The organism is Cupriavidus sp. FW216-B1 (assembly GCF_058789195.1).
The window spans coordinates 429,049-449,869 of record NZ_JBYTEL010000003.1; the positions used below are offsets into that span (position 1 = coordinate 429,049).

Annotated in this window: 19 protein-coding genes; 12 read left to right on the forward strand and 7 right to left on the reverse strand. The window is 70.0% G+C overall.

The genetic code is table 11. The features are described from left to right. The first annotated feature begins 5 nt into the window (after positions 1-5). Complete coding sequence (locus AC3WXD_RS11630; RefSeq protein ID WP_020201395.1) at positions 6-1,181, forward strand: vWA domain-containing protein; 1,176 nt, start codon at positions 6-8, stop codon at positions 1,179-1,181. A 19-nt stretch (positions 1,182-1,200) separates the two neighbouring features. On the opposite strand, the gene gcvA is transcribed toward AC3WXD_RS11630, so the two are convergent. Then, a complete protein-coding gene (gene gcvA, locus AC3WXD_RS11635) occupies positions 1,201-2,103 on the reverse strand; it encodes a transcriptional regulator GcvA (RefSeq protein WP_059412964.1) in 903 nt (300 codons plus the stop codon). Between the two features lie 266 nt (positions 2,104-2,369). Here gcvA and AC3WXD_RS11640 point away from each other — a divergent pair, with 266 nt between their 5' ends. The 3 genes from AC3WXD_RS11640 (at position 2,370) to AC3WXD_RS11650 (ending at position 5,256) form a co-directional block, all read left to right on the forward strand. Further along, positions 2,370-3,356: a tripartite tricarboxylate transporter substrate binding protein BugE gene (locus AC3WXD_RS11640; protein ID WP_029043265.1), complete on the forward strand. Its 987-nt coding sequence runs from the start codon at positions 2,370-2,372 to the stop codon at positions 3,354-3,356. Positions 3,357-3,368: 12 nt separating this feature from the next. Beyond that, positions 3,369-4,250 carry an N-formylglutamate amidohydrolase gene (locus AC3WXD_RS11645; protein ID WP_492323744.1) on the forward strand — a complete coding sequence of 294 codons (882 nt, stop codon included), beginning with the start codon at positions 3,369-3,371 and terminating at the stop codon, positions 4,248-4,250. Between the two features lie 202 nt (positions 4,251-4,452). Continuing rightward, complete coding sequence (locus AC3WXD_RS11650) at positions 4,453-5,256, forward strand: BspC domain-containing protein (protein WP_492323745.1); 804 nt, start codon at positions 4,453-4,455, stop codon at positions 5,254-5,256. A gap of 294 nt (positions 5,257-5,550) precedes the next feature. Here the strand turns inward: AC3WXD_RS11650 and AC3WXD_RS11655 are convergent, their stop codons facing one another. Together AC3WXD_RS11655 and yaaA are read right to left on the reverse strand one after the other, a co-directional pair. After that, on the reverse strand, positions 5,551-6,693 hold the full coding sequence (locus AC3WXD_RS11655) for a M14 family metallopeptidase (protein ID WP_020201390.1): 1,143 nt from the start codon (positions 6,691-6,693) through the stop codon (positions 5,551-5,553). Between the two features lie 111 nt (positions 6,694-6,804). Further along, positions 6,805-7,590 carry a peroxide stress protein YaaA gene (gene yaaA, locus AC3WXD_RS11660; RefSeq protein WP_492323746.1) on the reverse strand — a complete coding sequence of 262 codons (786 nt, stop codon included), beginning with the start codon at positions 7,588-7,590 and terminating at the stop codon, positions 6,805-6,807. Positions 7,591-7,629: 39 nt separating this feature from the next. Here yaaA and AC3WXD_RS11665 point away from each other — a divergent pair, with 39 nt between their 5' ends. Both AC3WXD_RS11665 and AC3WXD_RS11670 read left to right on the forward strand, forming a co-directional pair. Further along, positions 7,630-8,142: a putative toxin-antitoxin system toxin component, PIN family gene (locus AC3WXD_RS11665; RefSeq protein ID WP_020201388.1), complete on the forward strand. Its 513-nt coding sequence runs from the start codon at positions 7,630-7,632 to the stop codon at positions 8,140-8,142. Positions 8,143-8,214: 72 nt separating this feature from the next. Continuing rightward, positions 8,215-9,405 (forward strand): pyridoxal phosphate-dependent aminotransferase, encoded by a 1,191-nt coding sequence (locus tag AC3WXD_RS11670; RefSeq protein ID WP_059412968.1) that lies wholly within the window; start codon positions 8,215-8,217, stop codon positions 9,403-9,405. A gap of 60 nt (positions 9,406-9,465) precedes the next feature. Here AC3WXD_RS11670 and AC3WXD_RS11675 read toward each other — a convergent pair whose 3' ends face one another. Beyond that, on the reverse strand, positions 9,466-10,107 hold the full coding sequence (locus tag AC3WXD_RS11675; RefSeq protein WP_492323747.1) for a glutathione S-transferase: 642 nt from the start codon (positions 10,105-10,107) through the stop codon (positions 9,466-9,468). Positions 10,108-10,336: 229 nt separating this feature from the next. Here AC3WXD_RS11675 and AC3WXD_RS11680 point away from each other — a divergent pair, with 229 nt between their 5' ends. From AC3WXD_RS11680 to AC3WXD_RS11695, 4 genes are all read left to right on the forward strand, one after another. Beyond that, positions 10,337-11,860, forward strand: coding sequence for a 3-hydroxyacyl-CoA dehydrogenase (locus AC3WXD_RS11680; RefSeq protein WP_059412970.1), 1,524 nt, complete (start codon positions 10,337-10,339; stop codon positions 11,858-11,860). Positions 11,861-11,960: 100 nt separating this feature from the next. After that, positions 11,961-12,740 carry an oxepin-CoA hydrolase, alternative type gene (locus AC3WXD_RS11685; RefSeq protein ID WP_020201383.1) on the forward strand — a complete coding sequence of 260 codons (780 nt, stop codon included), beginning with the start codon at positions 11,961-11,963 and terminating at the stop codon, positions 12,738-12,740. Between the two features lie 87 nt (positions 12,741-12,827). Beyond that, positions 12,828-13,904, forward strand: coding sequence for a phosphotransferase (locus AC3WXD_RS11690; protein ID WP_492323748.1), 1,077 nt, complete (start codon positions 12,828-12,830; stop codon positions 13,902-13,904). Between the two features lie 263 nt (positions 13,905-14,167). Further along, positions 14,168-15,175, forward strand: a complete 1,008-nt coding sequence (locus AC3WXD_RS11695; protein WP_020201381.1) for a Bug family tripartite tricarboxylate transporter substrate binding protein — start codon at positions 14,168-14,170, stop codon at positions 15,173-15,175. A gap of 30 nt (positions 15,176-15,205) precedes the next feature. Here the strand turns inward: AC3WXD_RS11695 and AC3WXD_RS11700 are convergent, their stop codons facing one another. Further along, complete coding sequence (locus AC3WXD_RS11700) at positions 15,206-15,985, reverse strand: SDR family oxidoreductase (protein WP_492323749.1); 780 nt, start codon at positions 15,983-15,985, stop codon at positions 15,206-15,208. Next, a complete protein-coding gene (locus AC3WXD_RS11705; protein ID WP_059412974.1) occupies positions 15,985-16,311 on the reverse strand; it encodes a nuclear transport factor 2 family protein in 327 nt (108 codons plus the stop codon). Before AC3WXD_RS11705 ends, AC3WXD_RS11700 begins: the two co-directional genes overlap by 1 nt. A gap of 102 nt (positions 16,312-16,413) precedes the next feature. Here AC3WXD_RS11705 and AC3WXD_RS11710 point away from each other — a divergent pair, with 102 nt between their 5' ends. After that, entirely contained in the window at positions 16,414-16,764 is a 351-nt protein-coding gene (locus AC3WXD_RS11710) for a winged helix-turn-helix transcriptional regulator (RefSeq protein ID WP_059412975.1), read from the forward strand. Positions 16,765-16,927: 163 nt separating this feature from the next. Here the strand turns inward: AC3WXD_RS11710 and AC3WXD_RS11715 are convergent, their stop codons facing one another. Beyond that, complete coding sequence (locus tag AC3WXD_RS11715) at positions 16,928-18,811, reverse strand: gamma-glutamyltransferase family protein (RefSeq protein ID WP_492323750.1); 1,884 nt, start codon at positions 18,809-18,811, stop codon at positions 16,928-16,930. 238 nt (positions 18,812-19,049) lie between these two features. On the opposite strand from AC3WXD_RS11715, the gene AC3WXD_RS11720 reads away from it, so the two are divergent. After that, complete coding sequence (locus tag AC3WXD_RS11720; RefSeq protein WP_492323751.1) at positions 19,050-20,807, forward strand: vWA domain-containing protein; 1,758 nt, start codon at positions 19,050-19,052, stop codon at positions 20,805-20,807. Positions 20,808-20,821: the final 14 nt, after the last annotated feature.

Consider the following 20,821-nt stretch of genomic DNA (forward strand, 5'->3'; position numbering starts at 1 on the left):
GCATCATGCTGATCGACTTCTTCTTCTCACTGCGCCACGCCAAGCTGCCGGTCTCGGTCAAGGAATACCTGACCATGCTCGAGGCGCTCAAGGCCGGCGTCATCTCGCCGTCGATCGACGAGTTCTACTACCTGTCGCGCATGGCGCTGGTCAAGGACGAGAAGCACTTCGACAAGTTCGACCAGACCTTCGCCGCCTACTTCAAGGGCGTCGAGAACCTGGTCGACTGGAAGTCCGACATCCCGCTGGACTGGCTGCAGAAGACGCTCGAGCGCGAGCTGTCGGCCGAGGAAAAGGCCAAGATCGAAGCGATGGGCGGGCTCGACAAGCTCATGGAGCGCCTCAAGCAGCTGCTCGAGGAGCAGAAGGAAAAGCACGAGGGCGGCAACAAGTGGATCGGCACCGGCGGCACCTCGCCGTTCGGCCACGGCGGCTACAACCCCGAGGGCATCCGCATCGGCGGCCCGTCCAAGGGCAACCGCACCGCCATCAAGGTGTGGGAGGCGCGCGCCTACAAGGACTACGACGACCAGGTCGAGCTCGGCACGCGCAACATCAAGGTGGCGCTGCGCCGCCTGCGCCGTTTCGCGCGCGAAGGCGCGGAGACCGAGCTCGACCTCGACGACACCATCCACGCGACCGCGGCCAATGCCGGCCTGCTCGACATCAAGCTGCGCCCGGAGCGCCACAACAAGGTCAAGGTGCTGATGCTGCTCGACGTGGGCGGCTCGATGGACGACCACATCAAGCGCGTGGAGGAACTGTTCTCGGCCACCAAGACCGAGTTCAAGCACCTCGAGTACTACTACTTCCACAACTGCGTGTACGACTACGTGTGGAAGAACAACCGGCGCCGCCACGCCGAGAAGATCGCCACCTGGGACCTGATCCACAAGTACAGCTCGGACTACAAGGTGATCTTCGTCGGCGACGCCACCATGAGCCCGTACGAGATCCTGCAGCCGGGCGGCTCGGTGGAATACAACAACCCGGAAGCGGGCGCGGTCTGGCTCAACCGCCTGATCGAGCAGTTCCCGCGCTTCGTCTGGCTCAACCCCGAGCCCGAGGGCCTGTGGCAGTACCGCCAGTCGGTGACGGTGATCAGCCAGATCATGAAGTCGCGCATGTACCCGGTCACGCTCAACGGCCTCGAGCAGGCCATGCGGGTGCTGTCGAAGTAGCGGCCCGCCCGGCCCCGCCTCAGGCCACCACGTCCACGCCCTCCATCACCCACTGGCGGAACGTCTGCAGCGCCGGCAGGTGCTGCTTCTGCTCGGGATAGCACAGGTAGTAGCCCTTCTTGCTCAGCACGCGGGCCGGGTGCGCCACCACCAGCGCGCCGCCGGCCAGCTCCTGCTCGATCAGGCAGCGCGGGATCAGCGCGATGCCCAGGCCCGACATGGCCGCCTGCGTGAGCAGCGAGAACTGGTCGAAGCGCGCGCCGCTCCAGGCCTTGCGCGTGGCCACGCCAAGCTCGGCGAACCAGTCGGCCCACGCCTCGGGCACCGTGGTGTGGTGCAGCAGCGGATAGCGCAGCAGCGCTGCCGGCAGGCGCGCCATGCCGTCGGGCTCGCCGGCGAGCAGGCCGGGCCGGCATACCGGCAGCACCTCGCGGCCGGTCATGTAGTCGGCCAGGCTGCCCGGCCACACGCCGTCGCCGAAGCGGATGGCGGCGTCGAGGTCGGGCTGCGAGAAATCGTAGCCCTGCGCATGCGGCACGAATTCCAGGCTCACGTCGGGATGCTTCTCGAAGAACTGCGGCAGGCGCGGGATCAGCCACTTGGCGCCGAGCGTGGGCATGCTGGCGATATGGAGGGTGCCGCCGCGCCCCTGGCGGGCGATCAGCTCCACCGTGGCGGCCTCGATCTCGGTCAGGCTGGGGCGGATGCGGTCGAGGTAGCGCTGGCCGGCGTCGGTCAGCATCAGGCGCTGGCGCACGCGCTCGAACAGCTCCACGCCGAGGAAGGCTTCCAGGCTGCGCACCTGCTTGCTGACGGCCCCCTGCGTCACGTGGAGCTCGCGGGCGGCCACGGTGAAGCTGTTGTAGCGCGCGGCGGCCTCGAAAGCCTGCAATTCGGTCAGCGACGGACACAAGCGTCGCATAGATTACCCCTTACTTCACTACCAAATGGAATGATCCCGCGATTTTATTTCGTTTGCGGTCCGCGTGCACGAACGCGCAGAATCGGGGAGAGCCGCTTTGACTTATTTTCAAGACGTTTCGGCCCTGCCGGCGATCCGTCACCTTCTTCGTCGCTGCTCTGTCGCTGCTCTGTCGCTGCTTCGTCACCTCTTCGCCGCTTCCTAGCCACTTCCTAGCCGCTTCTTGGCTTTCCGTCTCCCCATACTCCCCACCAGGAACCGAACTCATGCAACGCCGTAACATGCTCCGCCTTCTTGCCGCCGCCACCGGCGCCGTCGCCGCCGGCCTGTCGCTGTCGGCCGCGGCCCAGGGCACCTACCCGACCAAGCCCATCACGCTGGTCGTGCCGTTCCCGGCCGGCGGCACCACCGACATCGTGGCGCGCCTCGTGGCCGACAAGCTCGGCCAGCAACTGGGCCAGGCCGTGGTGGTGGACAACCGCGGCGGCGCCGGCGGCAGCATCGGCACCGCGTTCCTGGCCAAGGCCGCGCCGGACGGCTACACGCTGGGCATCGCCACCGCGTCCACGCACGGCATCAACCCGGCCGTGTACCCGCGCCTGGCCTACGACGCCACCAAGGACTTCACCACCATCACCAACCTGGCCTCGGTGCCCAACGTGATGAGCATCAACCCGGCGGTCAAGGCCACCGACATGAAGTCCTTCATCGCGCTGGCCAAGACCGAGCCCAACAAGCTGGCCTACGGCTCGGCCGGCAACGGCAGCGTCTCGCACATGATGGGCGAGCTGTTCAAGATGAGCAGCAAGACCGAGCTGCTGCACGTGCCGTACAAGGGCGTGGGCCCGGCGCTGAACGACGCGCTGGCCAACCAGGTGCAGGTGCTGTTCGACAACCTGCCGTCCTCGCTGCCCTTCATCGAAGGCGGCAAGCTGCGCGCGCTGGCGGTGGCCGCGCCCAAGCGCGTGCCGGCCCTGCCCAACGTGCCGACCTTCGCCGAGCTCGGCCTGCCCGAAGTCAACGACGCCTCGTGGTTCGGCCTGATCGCGCCGGCCAACCTGCCCGCCGACCTGCAGAACAAGCTGCACGACGCCACCGTCAAGGTGCTTGCGCAGCCCGAAGTCAAGGCTAAGCTGGAAAAGCTGGGCGCGGTGCCGGTCGGCAACACCCCGGCACAGTTCGCCGCCCAGATCAAGAGCGAAGTGGCGAAGAACAAGCGCATCGCCGGCGCCGCCAAGATCTCCCTGGATTAACCGACGCACATCATGACGGAAACAGACCGAAAGACCGGGCTCACTCCCTACCTGCTGCAACTGCCGCAAGGCGAGAGCGGCCCGCTCTTTCTCGATTCGCCGCACAGCGCCACCACCTACCCGGACGACTTCCGGCCCGCCGCCGGGCTGCCGCTGCCCCTGCTGCGCCAGGCCGAGGACACCTTCGTCGACGAGCTGTACGCCGACGCCCCCGCACGCGGCATCGCGCTGCTGTGCGCGGGCTTCCCGCGCAGCTACCTCGATGCCAACCGCGGCATCGAGGAAATCGACGAGGCGCTGCTCGACGCGCCGTGGCCCGGCCCGCGCCAGGAAACCTCCAAGACCCGGCTCGGCAAGGGCCTGGTATGGCGCGTGCTGGATACCGGCGAAGCCATCTACGACCGCAAGCTGAGCGTGGCCGAGGTGCAGGCGCGCATCGCGCGGCATTACCTGCCCTACTACGCGCAGCTGCAGAAACTGTCGGACCAGGCCATCGCCCGGCACGGCAGCGCGTGGCACGTCAACTGCCACTCGATGCCGAGCGAGGCGGCGCAGTACGCCACCGAGCATCCGGGCCTGCAGCATCCCGACTTCGTGGTCGGCGACCGCGACGGCACCACCTGCGACAAGCGCTTCACCGACCGCGTGGAAGCCGTGCTCAAGGACCTGGGCTACGACGTCTGGCGCAACCACCCGTACAAGGGCGTGGAGATCGTGCGCGTGGTGGGCCAGCCGGCCCAGCGCCGCCACAGCCTGCAGCTGGAGGTCAACCGCAAGCTGTACATGGATGAGGCGGGCCTCGTGCACAACGCCGGCTTCGGCAAGCTCAAGGCCGACCTCAACCATCTGCTCGACGAGCTCAAGGTCTTCGTCAAGGCCGCCTCGGCAAGCTGAAGCGCCACGGCCAAGGCCTGCCGCGCGGCTGTGCAACGCAGCCGCGCCGGCACGCCCGGAAAGCGGCATGCCGGGCGCATCGTGGCGGCAACCGCACCTAGGGTAGAACCTAGGGTCAAGAGATTTCGGAACTTTGCAGCATGGGTTTCCTCTATCATGGCAGACCTTTGCCAACCCCTTTGCCTCAAAGCAAGACGATCCCGTGATCCGACGAATCTCTGACCTGATCGGCAGCCGCCTGTGCGCGCTGGCTGCCGCAGTGGCAGGTGCGATCGCCCTGGTGGGCTGCGCCGATACACCGCTCAACGACCGCGATGCCGTGGCAACCAGCCCCGCCACCGCCACGCCCGCCACCGCAGCCGCGACCGCCGCTGCCAGGCCCGCCACTCCCGCGCCGGCCGCCACCCGCCCGCCACCCGCTCCCGCCGCCACGCCGCCGACCAAGACCGTGACCCTGCCCGCGCAGGGCCGCGTGAGCCTGGCCGAGTACCGCGCGCAGATGCGCCAGCAACTGATGCAGACCGAAAACGCCAGCGCCGACGTGGCCGACTGCGCCGCGCACGCGAGCTGGGTGGTGCCGCGCTCCGTGACGTTCGACGCGCTGAAGATCCCGACCGGCGCGCTCGGCGCCGGGCAGGCCACGGTGGAACCGTGGGACGGACGCTTCTCGCAAGGCAAGCAGGCCGTGCCGGTCAGCTCCGTAGTGACCTTCGCCGCCACCGCGCACAAGCGCAACGGCGAGGCCCAGTGGGAAGCGGTCAAGGTGCGCTGCGGCTACGCCGACGGCATGATGCTGGCCTACGAGCTGCTCGATGGCAGCGGCACCGTCATCAGCGAACCGGCCGCCGCGCCCGCGGTGCGCAGCAACACCCGCCAGGCCGGCAGGCACAAGGGCGGCAAGGCGGCCAAGTCCTCGGGCAAGGCCGGCAAGTCCAGCGCCAGCAGCAAGTCCACCGCCAAGAGCGGCAGCAAGAGCACCGCGAAGTCGGGCAAGAAGGCGCGCTGAGCGACAGCGAAGCTACCGCCTGTTTGCTCCCCTCTCCCGCTCGCGGGAGAGGGGTTGGGGGAGAGGGTCAGCGCTGGCGAATGCTGGCGTGCTGGAAAAAAACCGGCAGCTTCGTTTCTGGCCGCGATGCTGGAAAAAACCGCTGGCCCCGCTTGATGTGGCTCCTAGCTAAACCGCCCCTCTCCCCGTGAGGGGAGAAGGAGGACACCTTGCTTGGGCTAGCTCTCGCGGCTTGGGCCCGTTCTGGCGGCTTCGTCAGTCGCCCCCGGACTTTTCCCCTTGCCCGCGCGCCCCTCAATCCAACTGCGCCAGAACCGCCTGCAGCATCGCCGCGCCCAGCAGCGCGCTGCGCGCGCCGTTCCAGCCGACCACCGGGTCGGGCTGGTCGGCGTTGTCCTTGAACGGCATCTCCAGCGTCAGCGACAGGCAGCCGAAGGCATGGCCGATGTACTTCGAGGCCAGCTTGAGCGCGTCCGCGTTGTACTTGCCGGCGGCATAGCCGTACACGTCCTGGAAATCGGGCGTGGCGCGCTTGAACGCTTCGATGAAACGCAACTGCTCGGCGCGCTGGGCCTCGGTGAAGCCGGGCAGCATCTCGCTGCCGGCGACGAAGTTGTAGGGCAGGCCTTCGTCGCCGTGGATGTCGAAGAACATGTCGCAGCCGGTCGCCTCGATGGCGCGGCGCACGTGGTACACCTCGGGGCTGGCCTGCAGGCTCGGCGCCATCCACTCGCGGTTCAGGTTGGCGCCGGCGGCGTTGGTGCGCAGGTTGCCGCGCGCCGCGCCGTCGGGGTTCATGTTCGGCACGATGTGGAACACGGCGCGCTCGAGCAGGCTGCGCGCGACCGGGTCGCCGGCCCACATGCCGGTGCCGGTCAGGCGCTGCAGCACGCCTTCGCAGAACCACTCGGCCATCGTCTCGCCAGGATGCTGGCGCGCGATCATCCAGATGGTCTTCTTGCCGTCGCCGGGCTTGCCCACCGTGACCGCGGTCATGTCGCGGCCGTCCACGGTGCTGCCCAGGTGCGACAGGCGCGCCAGCGGCGAGCGCTGCGAGGTGGCCAGCAGCGACAGGTGGCGCTCCTCGGGATATGGCTCGAAGTAGGCCAGCCACACGCTGTCGTGCTCGGGCGTGAACGACACCGTCATGGTGCTGCCGTCGAAGGCGGTCGGCACGCGGAACCAGTACGCGCGGTCGTACGAGGCCACCGCGTGGTAGCCGCGCCAGCCGTCCGGATAGGTGCAGTCGCCCGCGTTGAGGAACCGCAGGCTGCAGGGCTGGCCGGCCGCGCCCTGCAGGCGGAAATGGAACCACTGGCGGAACTCCGCGTGCGAGTCGGCGCGGATGCGCAGGCGGATGTCGCCGGCCTGCGCCAGCGATTCGACTTCGATGGCGCCCGAGTCGAAGCTGGCGGAGATGTGCAGGGCTTGGGTCATGGTGTGCGGGTTCTGTGGTGCGGGTTCTGTGGTGCGTGCGCGCCGGCGCCGCGCGGCAACGGCAGGAAACGGGGCCGGGGATGGTCGGCGATGGCCGGGCGGCGCGGCCGCTCAGTCGTCCAGGCGCCGGCGGAAGACCCAGCGCGCGTCGTCCGATGCGTCCTGGTCGAAGGCATAGCCGTCCTCGGCGAAGCGCTTGAGGCTGGCCGGATCCGTGATGCGATGCGTCACCGCGTAGCGCGTCATGGTGCCGCGCGCGCGCTTGGCGTGGAACGAGATGATCTTGTAGCGGCCGCCCTTCCAGTCCTCGAACACCGGCGTGACGATGCGCGCGCCGAGCACCTTGGGGCGCACCACCTTGAAGTATTCCTCGGAGGCGAGGTTCACCAGCACCGGCGCGCCCTCGGCCTTGAGCGCCTTGAAGTCATCCTGCAGCAGCCGCGTGACGTCGTCGCCCCAGAACGTGTAGAGGTCCTTGCCCGCGGCGGTGTCCAGGCGCGTGCCCATCTCCAGCCGGTAGGGCTGCATCCAGTCGAGCGGGCGCAGCACGCCGTACAGGCCCGAGAGAATGCGCACGTGCTTCTGCGCGAAGGCGAGGTCGTCGTCCGACAGCGACGGCGCGTTCAGCCCCTCGTACACGTCGCCGTTGAAGGCCAGCACGGCCTGCTTGCTGTTGGCCGCGGTGAACTCGGGCGACCAGTCGCCGTAGCGCGTGGCGTTGAGCACGGCGAGCTTGTCGGAGATGTCCATCAGCGCGCCGATGTCCTGCGGGGCAAGCTCGCGCAGGCGCGCGATCAGCGTCGCCGAGCGCTCGATGAAACGCGGCAGCGTATGGGTCTTCAGGCGTGCCGGCGTCTCGTAGTCGAGCGACTTGGCGGGGGACAGGACGATGAGCATGGCAAAATCGCGGCAAACACAAAGACCCGATTGTAACGAATGCCATCTCACTCCACCGAAGCCCCCGCCGGCGCCGCGCCGCGCGTGGTGCTCGACTCCAATATCTGGGTCGACCTGCTGGTCTTCGCCGACCCCCACGTCGAGCCCATCCGCGCCGCGCTGCACGGCGGCGCCATCGCCGCGGTGATCCGCCCCGACTGCCGCGAAGAGCTGCGCCGGGTGCTGGCCTATCCGCAATTCGCCCGCTTCGAAGTGGACATCCCGGCCGCGCTGGCCACCGTGGACCGCCTCACCACGGCCCTGGAGATCCCGGCCGAGGCCGACACGCTGGCCGCGCGCCTGCCGCGCTGCCGCGACACCGACGACCAGAAGTTCATCGAGCTGGCCCACTTCGCCCAGGCCGCCTGCCTGGTGTCCAAGGACAAGGCCGTGCTCAAGCTCAAGGGGCGCCTGCGCCGCCAGAGCGGCGTGGACATCCTGCTGCCGCAGGCCTTCCCGGCCTGGCTGGCGGCGCGCGCCGGCGCCGCGCAGGCAACGGCCGATCCCCGCTAGAATGCGGCATTGCCTCTCGCCTTGTTCGCTTCTCCGATCCCCGACCGCCGCTCCTGCCCGACGCCGCCGCCCATGTCCAGCCAGCCTTCCGTCCAGCCCGCCTCGTCTTCCCTGCCGATCACGCCGCCGCCGTCGCGCCTGCCCAAGGTCGGCACCACCATCTTCACCGTGATGTCGGCGCTGGCCGCCGAGCGCAACGCCGTCAACCTCGGCCAGGGCTTCCCGGACTTCGACTGCGACCCGAAGATCGTCGACGCCGTGACCCACGCCATGCGCGCCGGCCTCAACCAGTACCCGCCGATGGCGGGCGTGCCCGCGCTGCGCCAGGCCATCGCCGACAAGGTCGGCAAGCTGTACGGCCATGCCTATGACTGGAACAGCGAGATCACGGTCACCGCTGGCGCCACCCAGGGCATCCTCACCAGCATCCTGTGCGCGGTGCACCCCGGCGACGAGGTGATCGTGCTGGAACCGTGCTACGACAGCTACATCCCCGCCATCGAGCTGGCCGGCGGCAAGGTGGTGTCGGTGGCGCTCGACGCGCCGCATTTCCGCGTGCCGTTCGACCGCATCGCCGCGGCCATCACGCCGCGCACGCGCATGCTGATGGTCAACACGCCGCACAACCCCACCGGCACCATCTGGCGCGCCGGCGACATGGAGCGCCTGGCCGGGCTGCTGGCCGGCACCGACATCCTGCTGCTGTCCGACGAGGTCTACGAGCACATGGTGTTCGACGGCCAGCGCCACGAATCCGTGTCGCGCCACCCCGAGCTGGCGCGCCGCAGTTTCGTGGTGTCGAGCTTCGGCAAGACCTACCACGTGACCGGCTGGAAGGTCGGCTACGTCGCCGCGCCGGCGGCGCTCTCGGCCGAATTCCGCAAGGTGCACCAGTTCAACGTGTTCACGGTGAACACGCCGGTGCAGCACGGGCTGGCCAGCTACATGGCCGACCCCGCGCCCTACCTCGGCCTGTCCGACTTCTACCAGGCCAAGCGCGACTACTTCCGCGCCGGGCTGGCCGGCACGCGCTTCAAGCTGCTGCCGTCCGACGGCACCTACTTCCAGTGCGTGGATTATTCGGCCATCTCGGACATGAGCGAGGCCGATTTCTCGATGTGGCTCACCAAGGAGATCGGCGTGGCGGCGATCCCGGTGTCGGCGTTCTACTCGCAGCCGCGCGAATCCGGCGTGGTGCGCTTCTGCTTCGCCAAGAAAGAGGAAACGCTGGCGCTGGCGCTGGAGCGGCTGAAGACGCTGTAGGCACGGTAGGCGCGGTCGGCGCGCCTACAGTCCCCGGCAACGGCGCGCCCGCCGGCCGCGCTACTTCCGGCGGCTGAGCATCAGCTCCGTATTCGCCTTGCGGTCCGCGTTGACCCGCTGCACCGAGGGCCGCTCCGACATGCGCCGGAGATAGTCCTTGACCGGCAGCCCGGCCAGCATGTCCTCGCCGTAGACGATCTTCGTGCAGGCGGAAACCAGCGGCAGGTGCACCACGGCCGCGCAGTCGGCCAGCGTGAAGGTGTCGCCGGCGAGATAGGGCGAGAACTTCGCCAGCTTGCCGAACGCCGGGATATAGCGCTCGAGCAGCCTGCGCTGGCGCTCCTTGGTGCCGTCGCTCACCTTGCCGCCGAAGAAGGCCGCCGGATACAGCTCGCGCGCGGTGAGCTCGAGGTACAACTCCAGGAACGTCACCAGCTCGCGCACCTTGCCGGCCTGGAACGGGTCCGCCGGCAGCAGCGGCGCCTGCGGGTAGGTGGACTCGATGTAGGCGTCCAGCACTTCGGACTCGCACAGCGGGCCGCGATCGGTGATCATGTAGGGCACCTTGCCCAGCGGCGAGGCTTCGGGATCGGTCTCGCCGAGCCAGGCCAGCTCTTCCTCGAACGGCAGGTTCTTTTCCAGCAGGGTCAGCTTGACCTTGTTGTAGTAGTTGCTGGCGGAAAATCCGCAGAGCTTCAGCATGTCGTCTCTCTCCTTGTTGTGCGGGTCGCGCGGGGGACGCGGCGCGGGGCCGCGAAAAAATTGCCCGGCGAATTGCCCAACGCAAGGGCCGGGCCGCATTGTGTGGCATGGCAGACTCTGGCGGCTGCCTGTGGCCGATCAGCGCACGCCGCTTGCACCGCGCCACTGTCGCGGATGATGCAAAAAACGTACGCTCGTGCTAATTTAACCACAACTTTCTGGACGCACTATGAGCACTTTCACCATCGACACCCTCGGCATCGTGGGCACCGGCGCCATGGGCCGGGGCATCGCGCAGATCGCCGCGCAGGCCGGCCTCGCCGTCAGCCTGTACGACACCAATCCGCAAGCCGTGGCGGCCGCCCGGCAATACCTGCAGGACATGCTGGCCAAGCTGGCCGACAAGGGCAAGATCAGCGCGGCCGACGCCGACGCCGCCCTCGCCCGCGTCAAGCCCTGCAGCGCGCTGGAAGACCTGGCCGGCTGCGACATGGTGCTCGAGGCCATCGTCGAGAAGCTCGAGGTCAAGCGCGACCTGATCGCGAAGCTCGAAGCCATCCTGCGTCCGGAGGCGGTGATCGCCTCCAACACCTCGTCGCTGTCGATCACCGCGATCGCCGTGGGCGCGAAGCACCCGGGCCGCGTCGCCGGCTACCACTTCTTCAACCCGGTGCCGCTGATGAAGGTGGTCGAGGTGATCGACGGCCTGTCCGGCGACCCGGCCGTGGGCGACGCGCTGATGGCGCTGTCGCGCCGCATGGGCCATACCCCGGTGCGCTGCAAGGACATGCCCGGCTTCATCGTCAACCATGCCGGGCGCGGCATGAACATCGAAGGCCTCAAGGTGGCCCAGGAAGGCGTGGCCGAATTCGCCGACATCGACGCCATCATGCGCGAGCAGGCCGGCTTCCGCATGGGCCCGTTCGAGCTGATGGACCTGACCGGGCTGGACGTGTCGCACCCGGTGATGGAGTCGATCTACAACCAGTTCTACCAGGAACCGCGCTACCGCCCCTCGCCGATCACCGCGATCCGCGCGGTGGGCGGCCTGATCGGCCGCAAGGCCGGTGCCGGCTTCTACCGCTACGTGGACGGCCAGAAGCAGGTGCCCGCCGCCGTGCCGGCGCCGTCCGCGCGCCCGGCCAGCGTCTGGGTCAGCCACGCCGACGAGCGCGGCCACGCGATGGTGGTCAAGCTGATCGGCGCGCTGGGCATGACCGCCGAAGCCGGCAACCAGCCGTCGGCCGACGCGCTGATCGTGGTCACGCCGCTGGGCCTGGACGCCACCGCCTGCGCGCTGCACGAAGGCCTGGACCCGAGCCGCGTGGTCGCCATCGACACGCTGATGCCGTTCGAGGCCACCAAGCGCCGCACGCTGATGACCACGCCGGCCACCACCGCCGCCGCGCGCGAGGCCGCGCACGGCCTGTTCGGCGCCGACGGCGTGCCGGTCACGGTGATCCGCGACTCGGCCGGCTTCGTGGCCCAGCGCATCGTCTGCTCCATCGTCAACATCGCCAGCGACATCGCGCAGCAGCGCATCGCCACGCCGGTCGACATCGACCTCGCCGTCAACCTGGGCCTCGGTTATCCCAAGGGCCCGCTGGCGCTGGGCGACGCGATCGGCCCGGACCTGGTGCTGACCGTGCTGCGCAACCTGGAGCGCCTGACCGGCGACATGCGCTACCGCCCCAGCCCGTGGCTGTGGCGCCGCGCCGGCCTCGGCCTGTCGCTGCTGGCCGAAGAGCAGTAATCCGCGCGACCGCAAGCCCCCCGGCCTGCGGTCGTTTCGCATCCGCCCCCGGCCGGCGCGGACTCCGCCTCCGCGCCGCCTCGTTTCCCGCCCCGCCGCCATGACCGCTCAGCTGCTTTCCGAACGCGTCGACACCACGCTGGTGCTGACCATCTCGAACCCCGAGGCGCGCAACGCGCTGCACCCGGACATCTACGCGGCGTCGCAGGAAGCGCTGGAACAGGCCGCGCGCGACGACGAAGTGCGCGCGGTGGTCATCACCGGCGCCGACGGCACGTTCTGCGCCGGCGGCAACCTCAACCGCCTGCTCGCCAACCGCGCCAGGCCGCAGTCGGTGCAGGCCGAAAGCATCGAGGTCCTCAACCACTGGATCGAAACGCTGCACGCGTTTCCCAAGCCCATCATCGCCGCGGTGGAAGGCCCGGCCGCGGGCGCCGGCTTCTCGCTGGTGCTGGCCTGCGATTTCGTGGTGGCCGCCAGCGACGCCAAGTTCGTCATGGCCTACGTCAAGGTCGGCCTGACCCCGGACGGCGGCGGCTCCTACGAGCTGGCGCGCGCGCTGCCGCGCCAGCTTGCCTCCGAGCTGATGATGGAAGGCAAGCCCGCCGACGCCGCGCGCCTGGCCCACTTCGGCCTGGTCAACCGCGTGGTGCCGCACGGGCAGGCGCTCACCGAGGCGCTGCGGCTGGCCGAAGCGCTGGCCGAGCAGTCGCCCCACGCGGTGGGCCGCATCAAGGCGCTGATCAACCACGCCGGCACCGCCAGCCTCACCCAGCACCTGGCCGAGGAGCGCGACAACTTCGTGGCCGCGCTGCACCACAAGGACGGCGGCGAAGGCATCGGCGCCTTCCTGGAAAAACGCAAGCCGCGCTACCGCTAGGCGCGCGGCCGGCCGGACATGCCCGCGCAGACGGGCGGGCCACGCCAGCACACGGAACACCCGGAACAGACCAAGAACGGAGACAGCATGAGCGAAAACGTTTCGAACTTCGAAGGCACGCGGCCGGTGGCCGAGCAGCAGCGCTTCGACCTCGCCGCCCTGGAAGCGTGGATGGGCCAGCACGTGGCCGGCTTCGCCGGCCCGCTGGCCATCGAGCAGTTCAAGGGCGGCCAGTCCAACCCCACTTTCAAGCTGATCACGCCGGGCCGGACCTACGTGATGCGCGCCAAGCCCGGCCCGAAATCGAAGCTGCTGCCCTCGGCGCACGCCATCGAGCGCGAATACCGCGTGATGGCGGCGCTGGCCGGCACCGACGTGCCGGTGGCGAAGATGTACGCCATGTGCGAGGACGAGGCGGTGATCGGGCGCGCCTTCTACATCATGGAATTCGTCGCCGGCCGCGTGCTGTGGGACCAGTCGCTGCCCGGCATGAGCACGGCCGAGCGCGCCGCCATCTACGACGAGATGAACCGCGTCATCTCCGCGCTGCACACGGTCGACTACCAGGCCATCGGGCTGGGCGACTACGGCAAGCCGGGCAACTACTTCTCGCGCCAGATCGAGCGCTGGACCAAGCAGTACAAGCTGTCCGAGACCGAGAGCATTCCCGCGATGGATTCGCTGATGGCCTGGCTGCCCGGGCACATCCCGCGCGAGGACGCCGACCTGACCTCGATCGTGCACGGCGACTACCGCCTCGACAACCTCATGTTCCACCCCACCGAGCCGCGCGTGCTGGCGGTGCTGGACTGGGAGCTGTCCACGCTGGGCCACCCGATGGCCGACTTCGGCTACCACTGCATGAGCTGGCACATCGCGCCGGGCCAGTTCCGCGGCATCGCCGGGCTGGACTACCAGAGCCTGGGCATCCCCGATGAAGCCGCCTACCGCCGCACCTACGAGCAGCGCACCGGCCGCCCCATCACCGGCGACTGGAACTTCTACCTCGCCTTCAGCATGTTCCGCATCGCCGGCATCCTGCAGGGCATCATGAAGCGCGTGGTGGACGGCACCGCCTCGTCGGCGCAGGCCCTGGACGCCGGCAAGCGCGCGCGGCCGATGGCGGAAATGGGCTGGGAATACGCCAGGAAGGCCAGGCAATAAGTCCACGCCCGGCCGCGCCGGCCCGCGGCACGACCCGCGGCGCGGCAAGCCCCGCTTCCCTGCCGGGAACGGGGCTTTTTTGCGGACCATGTTGTCGTATCACACGATGTGTATTTAATGACACTGTCTGAGCGCGGAATGCGCAGAACAAGCCACAGTCGCAGCATGTAGGCGAAAACCCGCCCCTAGACCAGCCGTAAACTTCAAGCTATCATCCAACACATACGACAACATACAACGAAGCCATACCGGAGACAGCAGCAATGCCGACCACCCGCCGTACCTTCCTCAGCCAGCTTTCCGCTCTGGGCGCCACCGCCGCCGCGGGCGGCCTGGGCACCGCAGGCACCCTTCTGTCGTCCGCCGCTCAGGCCGCCGACTGGCCCACCCGCCCCATCCGCCTGGTCGTGCCCTACCCGGCCGGCGGCTCGTCCGACATCATCGCGCGCCTGATCAGCAAGCAGCTCGGCGAGGCGCTCGGCCAGCCCATCGTGGTGGACAACCGCCCCGGCGCCAACGGCAACATCGGCGCCGCGATGGTGGCGCAGGCCGGCACCGACAACCACACGCTGCTGCTGTGCGACGTCGGCGCGCTGGCGATCAGCCCGTCGGTCTACACCAAGCTCACCTTCGATCCGGGCAAGGACCTCAAGGGCGTGTCGATGCTGGCCTACTCGCCGCACCTGCTGGTGGTGCATCCGTCGGTGCAGGCCAATAACCTCAAGGAACTGGTGGAGCTGTCCAAGCGCACCCAGCTCAATTTCGCCGTCACCGCCATCGGCAGCGCGCCGCACCTGGCCGGCGTGGCGGTGGCGCAGGCCACCGGCGCCAAGTGGCAGTACGTGCCCTACAAGGGCGGCTCGCAGGCCGTGGCCGACACCGTGGGCGGCGTGGCGCAGGTGCTGATGAACGGCATGCTGGCGACGCTGCCGCAGGTGCAGGCCGGCAAGCTCAAGGTGCTGGCGGTGTCCAAGAAGACCCGCATGCCGCTGGTGGGCCAGGTGCCGACCATCGCCGAACAGGGCGTGCCCGGCTTCGAGTCCGGCACGTGGCAGGGCGTGATGGCCCCGGCCGCCATGCCCGACGCGCTGGTGGCGCGCATCAGCGCCGAGCTGATCCGCATCATCCGCACGCCGGAAGTGCGCGCGCAGCTGGCCGGCCAGGGCGCCGAGGTCGTGACCATGACGCCGCCCGAGACCAACAAGTTCTTCGTCGCCGAGCGCGCGCGCTGGGCCGCGGTGGTCAAGCAGGCCGACGTGCGGCTCGACTGAAGCCGGGCCCCGGCGCGGGGCCCGGACACGCTACGCCGTGGGGATGGTCCCGCCGTCGATCACATATTCCGTGCCGCTGATCGCCGCCGCGCGCGGCGAAGCCAGGAAGGCGATCAGGTCCGCCACCTCGGCCGGCTTGCACGGACGCCCGAGCGGAATGCCGCCGAGCGCATCCATGATGATCCGCTTGCCGCCCTCGTAGTCGGTGCCCGCCTGCCGCGCGAGCCGCTCGGCCAGCGCCACGGCGGCCTCGGTCTCGACCCAGCCGGGCGCGACGCGCACCACGCGCACGCCCTTCGGCGTCACCTCCTTCGACAGGCTTTTGCTGTAGGTCGACAGCGCGGCCTTCGCCGCGGCGTAGGCCGTGGTGGATGCCGGCAGCGGCAGCCGGTCCTGGATCGAGGTGACGTGGATGATGACGCCCGCGCCCTGCGCCAGCATGCCGGGCAGCAAGGCCCGGTCCAGCCGCACCGCCGGGAACAGGTTCAGATACAGCTCGCGGTGCCACGCGGCGTCGTCGAGCGCGGCGAAACCACCCGCCGGCGCCGACGAGCCGCCCAGCACGTGGACGACGATGTCCACGCCGCCCAGGCGCTCGCCGACCGCCGCCGCCACCGCGGCGCAACCATCCTCCGTGGTCAGGTCGGCGCCGACGAACAGCGCCTGCGGCAAGGCATCGGGGCGCGTGCGCGCCGTCGTCACGACGCGCGCGCCCGACTCGCGAAAGCGCGCCACCACGGCCGCGCCGACGCCCCTGGTGCCGGCGGTCACGAGGACGCGCCGCCCCTTCAGCTCGAGGTCCATGCCCATCAGCCGATCTCCAGCGATGCGATGCGGCCGCCGCGCAGCCCGAACACGTGCGCGAGCCGGACCGGGCTGCCGGGAAAATCGCCGGCAACCTCGGCCATCACGCTCACGCCGTCCCCCTGCCGCGATGCTTCCAGCGGCTCGACGCGGTACGCATACCTGCGCCGCGCGTCGCGCAGCCAGGCCCGGATGGCCTCTGGTCCCTCGTGGGTGCGGCCTTCGTCGCGCACGGCGGCATCGTGCGCCAGGCAATGCGCCAGCAGCGCGTCGTCGGCGCCGTTGCTGACCGCGAAAAAGGTGGCGATGGCGTCAGGCAGTGGCAAGCTCATGGTTTTCGGTACCCGGGATTGCGGCAGGAATTTGCGATACCGGGATTCTCGGCATAAGCTGCCCGCCCATCAAGAACGCACGAAAAAGTAAGCTACCCACCCATGAGAAAGGTCTATACGCCCGCGACGGCCGCCATCGGCGTGGAAGAGATGCTGCGGCTGATCGACGGGCGCTGGAAGCTGGTCATCCTGTTCCACCTGTTCGACGGCAAGGTGCGGCGCTTCTCGGACCTGGAGCGGCTGATCCCCGCCGTCTCGCAGAAGATGCTGGCCCAGCAGTTGCGCCAGCTCGAAGCCGACGGCATCGTGGCGCGGCAGGTCTATGCGCAGGTCCCGCCCAAGGTCGAGTACCGCCTGACCGCGTGGGGGCAGGCGCTGTGCCCGGCGCTCGATGCGCTGCTGCTGTGGTCGGAGCAGAGAGCGCTGCCCGCGGGGAAGGAAAGCGGGGACTGACCGGCGCGCCCGGCTGCGCGGCGGCTGGCGATGGCGTGAAACGAAAAAGGCCGGCTCGCGCGAGCCGGCCTCGAATTGCTGACAGACCTCCGATCACCGACGGTTGGCTCCCCTCTCCCATGAAATGGGAGAGGGGAGAAAACAAACGGCAGGCCGGCCTCGCTCAATCCCCCAGCGCCACCCCTTCGCGCCGCGGATCGGCGCCGCCCGCCCACGCCCACTTGCCGTCCGGACGCTGGCGCCGCACGATGGCCTGCGTGCCGCTGGTCATCTCGATCTGCGCCACCTGGTGCCCGCGCGCGGCCAGGCCCTGCGCCAGCGCCGGGCTGACGAGTCCCGCTTCCAGCTCGGTCGGGCCGTTGCGGCTGCCGAAGTTGGGCAGGTTGATGGCCGCCTGCACGTCCATGTTCCAGTCCAGCAGGCCCACCAGCGTCTTGGACACGTACTCGATGATCTGCGAGCCGCCGGGCGAGCCCACCGTGGCGGCCAGCTTGCCGGTCTCGCGGTCGAACACCAGCGTCGGCGCCATCGACGAGCGCGGGCGCTTGCCGGCCTGCACGCGGTTGGCGACCGGCTTGCCGTTCTCGCTCGGCACGAACGAGAAATCGGTGAGCTGGTTGTTCAGCACGAAGCCGCGCACCATCAGGTGCGAGCCGAAATAGCTCTCCACCGTGGTGGTCATCGAGATCGCGCCGCCGGCGTTGTCCACCGCCACGATCTGCGAGGTCGACACGCGCGGCGGCGAGCGGTCCGGCGCGAACGCGACCCGCGTGCCGGGCGGCACGCCGGGCTCGGCCTTGCCCGTGCTCCGGTCGCCGATCAGCGCGGCGCGCTGGGCCAGGTAGTCGCGGTCGATCAGCCCGGCCACGTTGACCGGCACGAAGTCCGAGTCCGCCACGTAGAGCCCGCGGTCGGCGTAGGCCTGGCGCCCCACTTCCGACACCGCGTGCACGGCGTCCACGGTAGGCTCGAAGCCGGCCGGCGAAGCCACCTGCCGCGGCGTCATCGCCGCCAGCGCGTATTTCGGGTCGCGCGCCTCCAGCGCCTGCAGCGTGCCGAGCATCTGCGCGATGGCGATGCCGCCCGACGACGGCGGCGGCATGCCGCAGATCTTCCAGCGCTTGTAGTCGCTGCACACCGGCACGCGCTCCTTGGCGCGGTAGTCGCGCAGGTCCGCCAGCGAGAGCGAGCCCGGGTTGGCGCTGCCGTTGACCTGCCTGACGATGTCGGTGGCGACCGGGCCGGCGTACAGCGCATTGGGCCCGCGCCGCGCGATCTCGCGCAGGGTGCGCGCCAGCGCCGGGTTCTTCAGCATGGTGCCGGCCGGCTTGGCCTTGCCGTCGGGCCCGAGGAAATAGGCGGCCAGCTCGGGCGAATCCGGCAGGAACTTGTCGGCGGCGATCTGCGTGTAGAGGCGCGGCGAGATCGGGAAACCCCTCTCGGCCAGCTCGATGGCGGGCTGGAACAGCTTCGCCCAGGCCAGCCTGCCGTGCTGGCGGTGCGCCAGCTCGAGCGCGCGCAGCACCCCGGGCGTGCCCACCGAGCGGCCGCCGATCTGGCCTTCGCTGAAGCTCATGGGCTTGCCGTCGGGGCGCAGGAACAGGTTTTCGCCGGCGCCAGCGGGCGCGGTCTCGCGGCCGTCGTAGGCCTGCACGCGCTTGCCGTCCCAGTACATGATGAAGGCGCCGCCGCCGATGCCGGTGGCCTGCGGCTCGACCAGCGTCAGCACGGCCTGCATGGCGATCGCCGCGTCGATGGCGGAGCCGCCGTCGCGCAGGATCTTGCGGCCCGCCTCGGTGGCCAGCGGGTTGGCCGCCGCCGCCATGTGCCGGTCCGCGAACGTGGTGGTCATGCCCTGCCGGTAGCCCGATGCCACTTCCGGCGCGGGCGGCAGCGCGGCAACCGCGGACGCGGCCGATGCGGCGGGAGCGGCGCCGGCGGCCGGCGGCGCGCCGGTCTGGGTCGAGCAGGCGCCTAGCAGCGCGAGCGCCGCGGCGGCCGCGAGCGGGCCACGCCAGAGCGCCGGGGAATATGCCTGGATTGCCATGCCGAACTCCTCCTGGGGGGAAACCTGCATTGTAGGGCGCCCGCCCGCGCGCGGCACCCGCCGCCGGCTGCGGGACAGACCGGATGGACCGCGCGCGCCGATCGTGGTCCGGCCCGCGGCGCGGCAGGCTGCCCGCTTTTTTTTGCGCCGCCTTAACCCCGCCCGCCGGGCTGCTTCGTTTCACCCGCAGTGCCCCGGCGCCGGCACCGCCGGCGCGGCCCTTTCCGGAGAAATCGACATGCACAAGCGCCCGGCAGTCCTGGCCGTTGCCCTCGCAATGGCCGCATGCGGCGGACCGTCCCCGAACCAGCAGGCGAACCCCGCCGCCGACAGCGGCACGGCCCACCCGCTGCCTGCCCCGGTGATCCTGCCCAGCGAGCCCTTCGCCACCGCGCCGGCAATGGCGTTTCCGGCGCCGGCCGCCCCCGCCGCGAAAGCCGGCCGGACCGAAGCGCAGGCCGACGCACGCGCCCCGCTCCACCTCGGCCTGCGCGGGACGCACGCCGCGATCGCCGCGCGCCAGCCGCAGCCCGACTGGCGCGCCGGGCCCGCGCGCGAGCGCTACGGCGCCATCGAGGAAAACGGCGTGCAGCAGGTCGCGCAGGCGCCGGTCTCCACCTTCGGCATCGACGTCGACACCGGCAGCTACAGCAATGTGCGCCGCCTGCTCAACGCGGGCCGCCTGCCGCCGGCCGACGCGGTGCGCGTGGAAGAAATGGTCAACTACTTCCCCTACGACTACGCGCCGCCGCGCGACGGCCGGCCCTTCGCCGTGCACGCCGAAGCCGCGCCCGCGCCGTGGCAGGCCGGCAACGTGCTGCTGCGCATCGGCATCAAGGCCGCCGACACGGCGCGCGCGAGCCTGCCGCCGGCCAACCTGGTGTTCCTGGTCGACGTGTCCGGCTCGATGTACTCGGCCGACAAGCTGCCGCTGCTCAAGTCCTCGCTCAAGCTGCTGACCGGCGCGCTGCGCCCGCAGGACCGCATCACGCTGGTCACTTACGCCAGCGGCACGCGCGTGGCGCTGCCGCCCACGCCGGGCAGCGACAAGACGGCCATCGCCGCCGCCATCGACGCGCTGGTGGCGGGCGGCGCCACCGCCGGCGCGAGCGGCATCGCGCTGGCCTACCAGGCCGCGCAGCAGAGCTTCATCGCCGGCGGCATCAACCGCGTGCTGCTGGCCACCGACGGCGACTTCAACGTGGGCGTTACCGACTTCCGCGAGCTCAAGGCGATGGTCGCGGAAAAGCGCAAGTCGGGCGTGTCGCTGTCCACGCTGGGCTTCGGCACCGGCAACTACAACGACCAGTTGATGGAGCAACTGGCCGACGCCGGCGACGGCGCGTACTCGTACATCGACAACCTGATGGAAGGCCGCAAGGTGCTGGTGGAGGAAATGAGCTCCACGCTCGCCACGGTGGCGCGCGACGTCAAGATCCAGGTCGAGTTCAACCCGGCCACGGTCAGCGAGTACCGCCTGATCGGCTACGAGAACCGCGCCCTGAAACGCGAGGACTTCAACAACGACCAGGTGGACGCCGGCGACATCGGCGCGGGGCACACCGTGGCCGCGCTCTACGAGCTGACGCTGGCCGGCAGGCCCGGCCTGATCGATCCGCTGCGCTACCAGCGCGCGCCGGCCGCAAGCGGCAACGCCGGCGAACTGGCCCACGTCAAGCTGCGCTACAAGCGCCCGCAGGCGCAGGCCAGCGAACTGCTGGAACTGGCGGTGCCGGCCGGCGCGGTGCGGCCGCTGGCGCAGGCCGGCGATGCCTTCCGCTTCGCCGCCGCGGTGGCCGGCTTCGGCCAGTTGCTGCGCGGCGGCAGCCATGCCGGCACCTGGCGCTATGCCGATGCGCGCGCGCTCGCGCTCGGCGCGCGCGGCGACGACCGCTTCGGCTACCGCGGCGAGTTCCTCCAGCTCGTGGACCTGGCGCAGGCCCTGTCGACGCATGCGCCGCTGGCGCAGGGCGACGGCCCCGCGCCGCGGCCCTGAAGCACGCGCGGTGG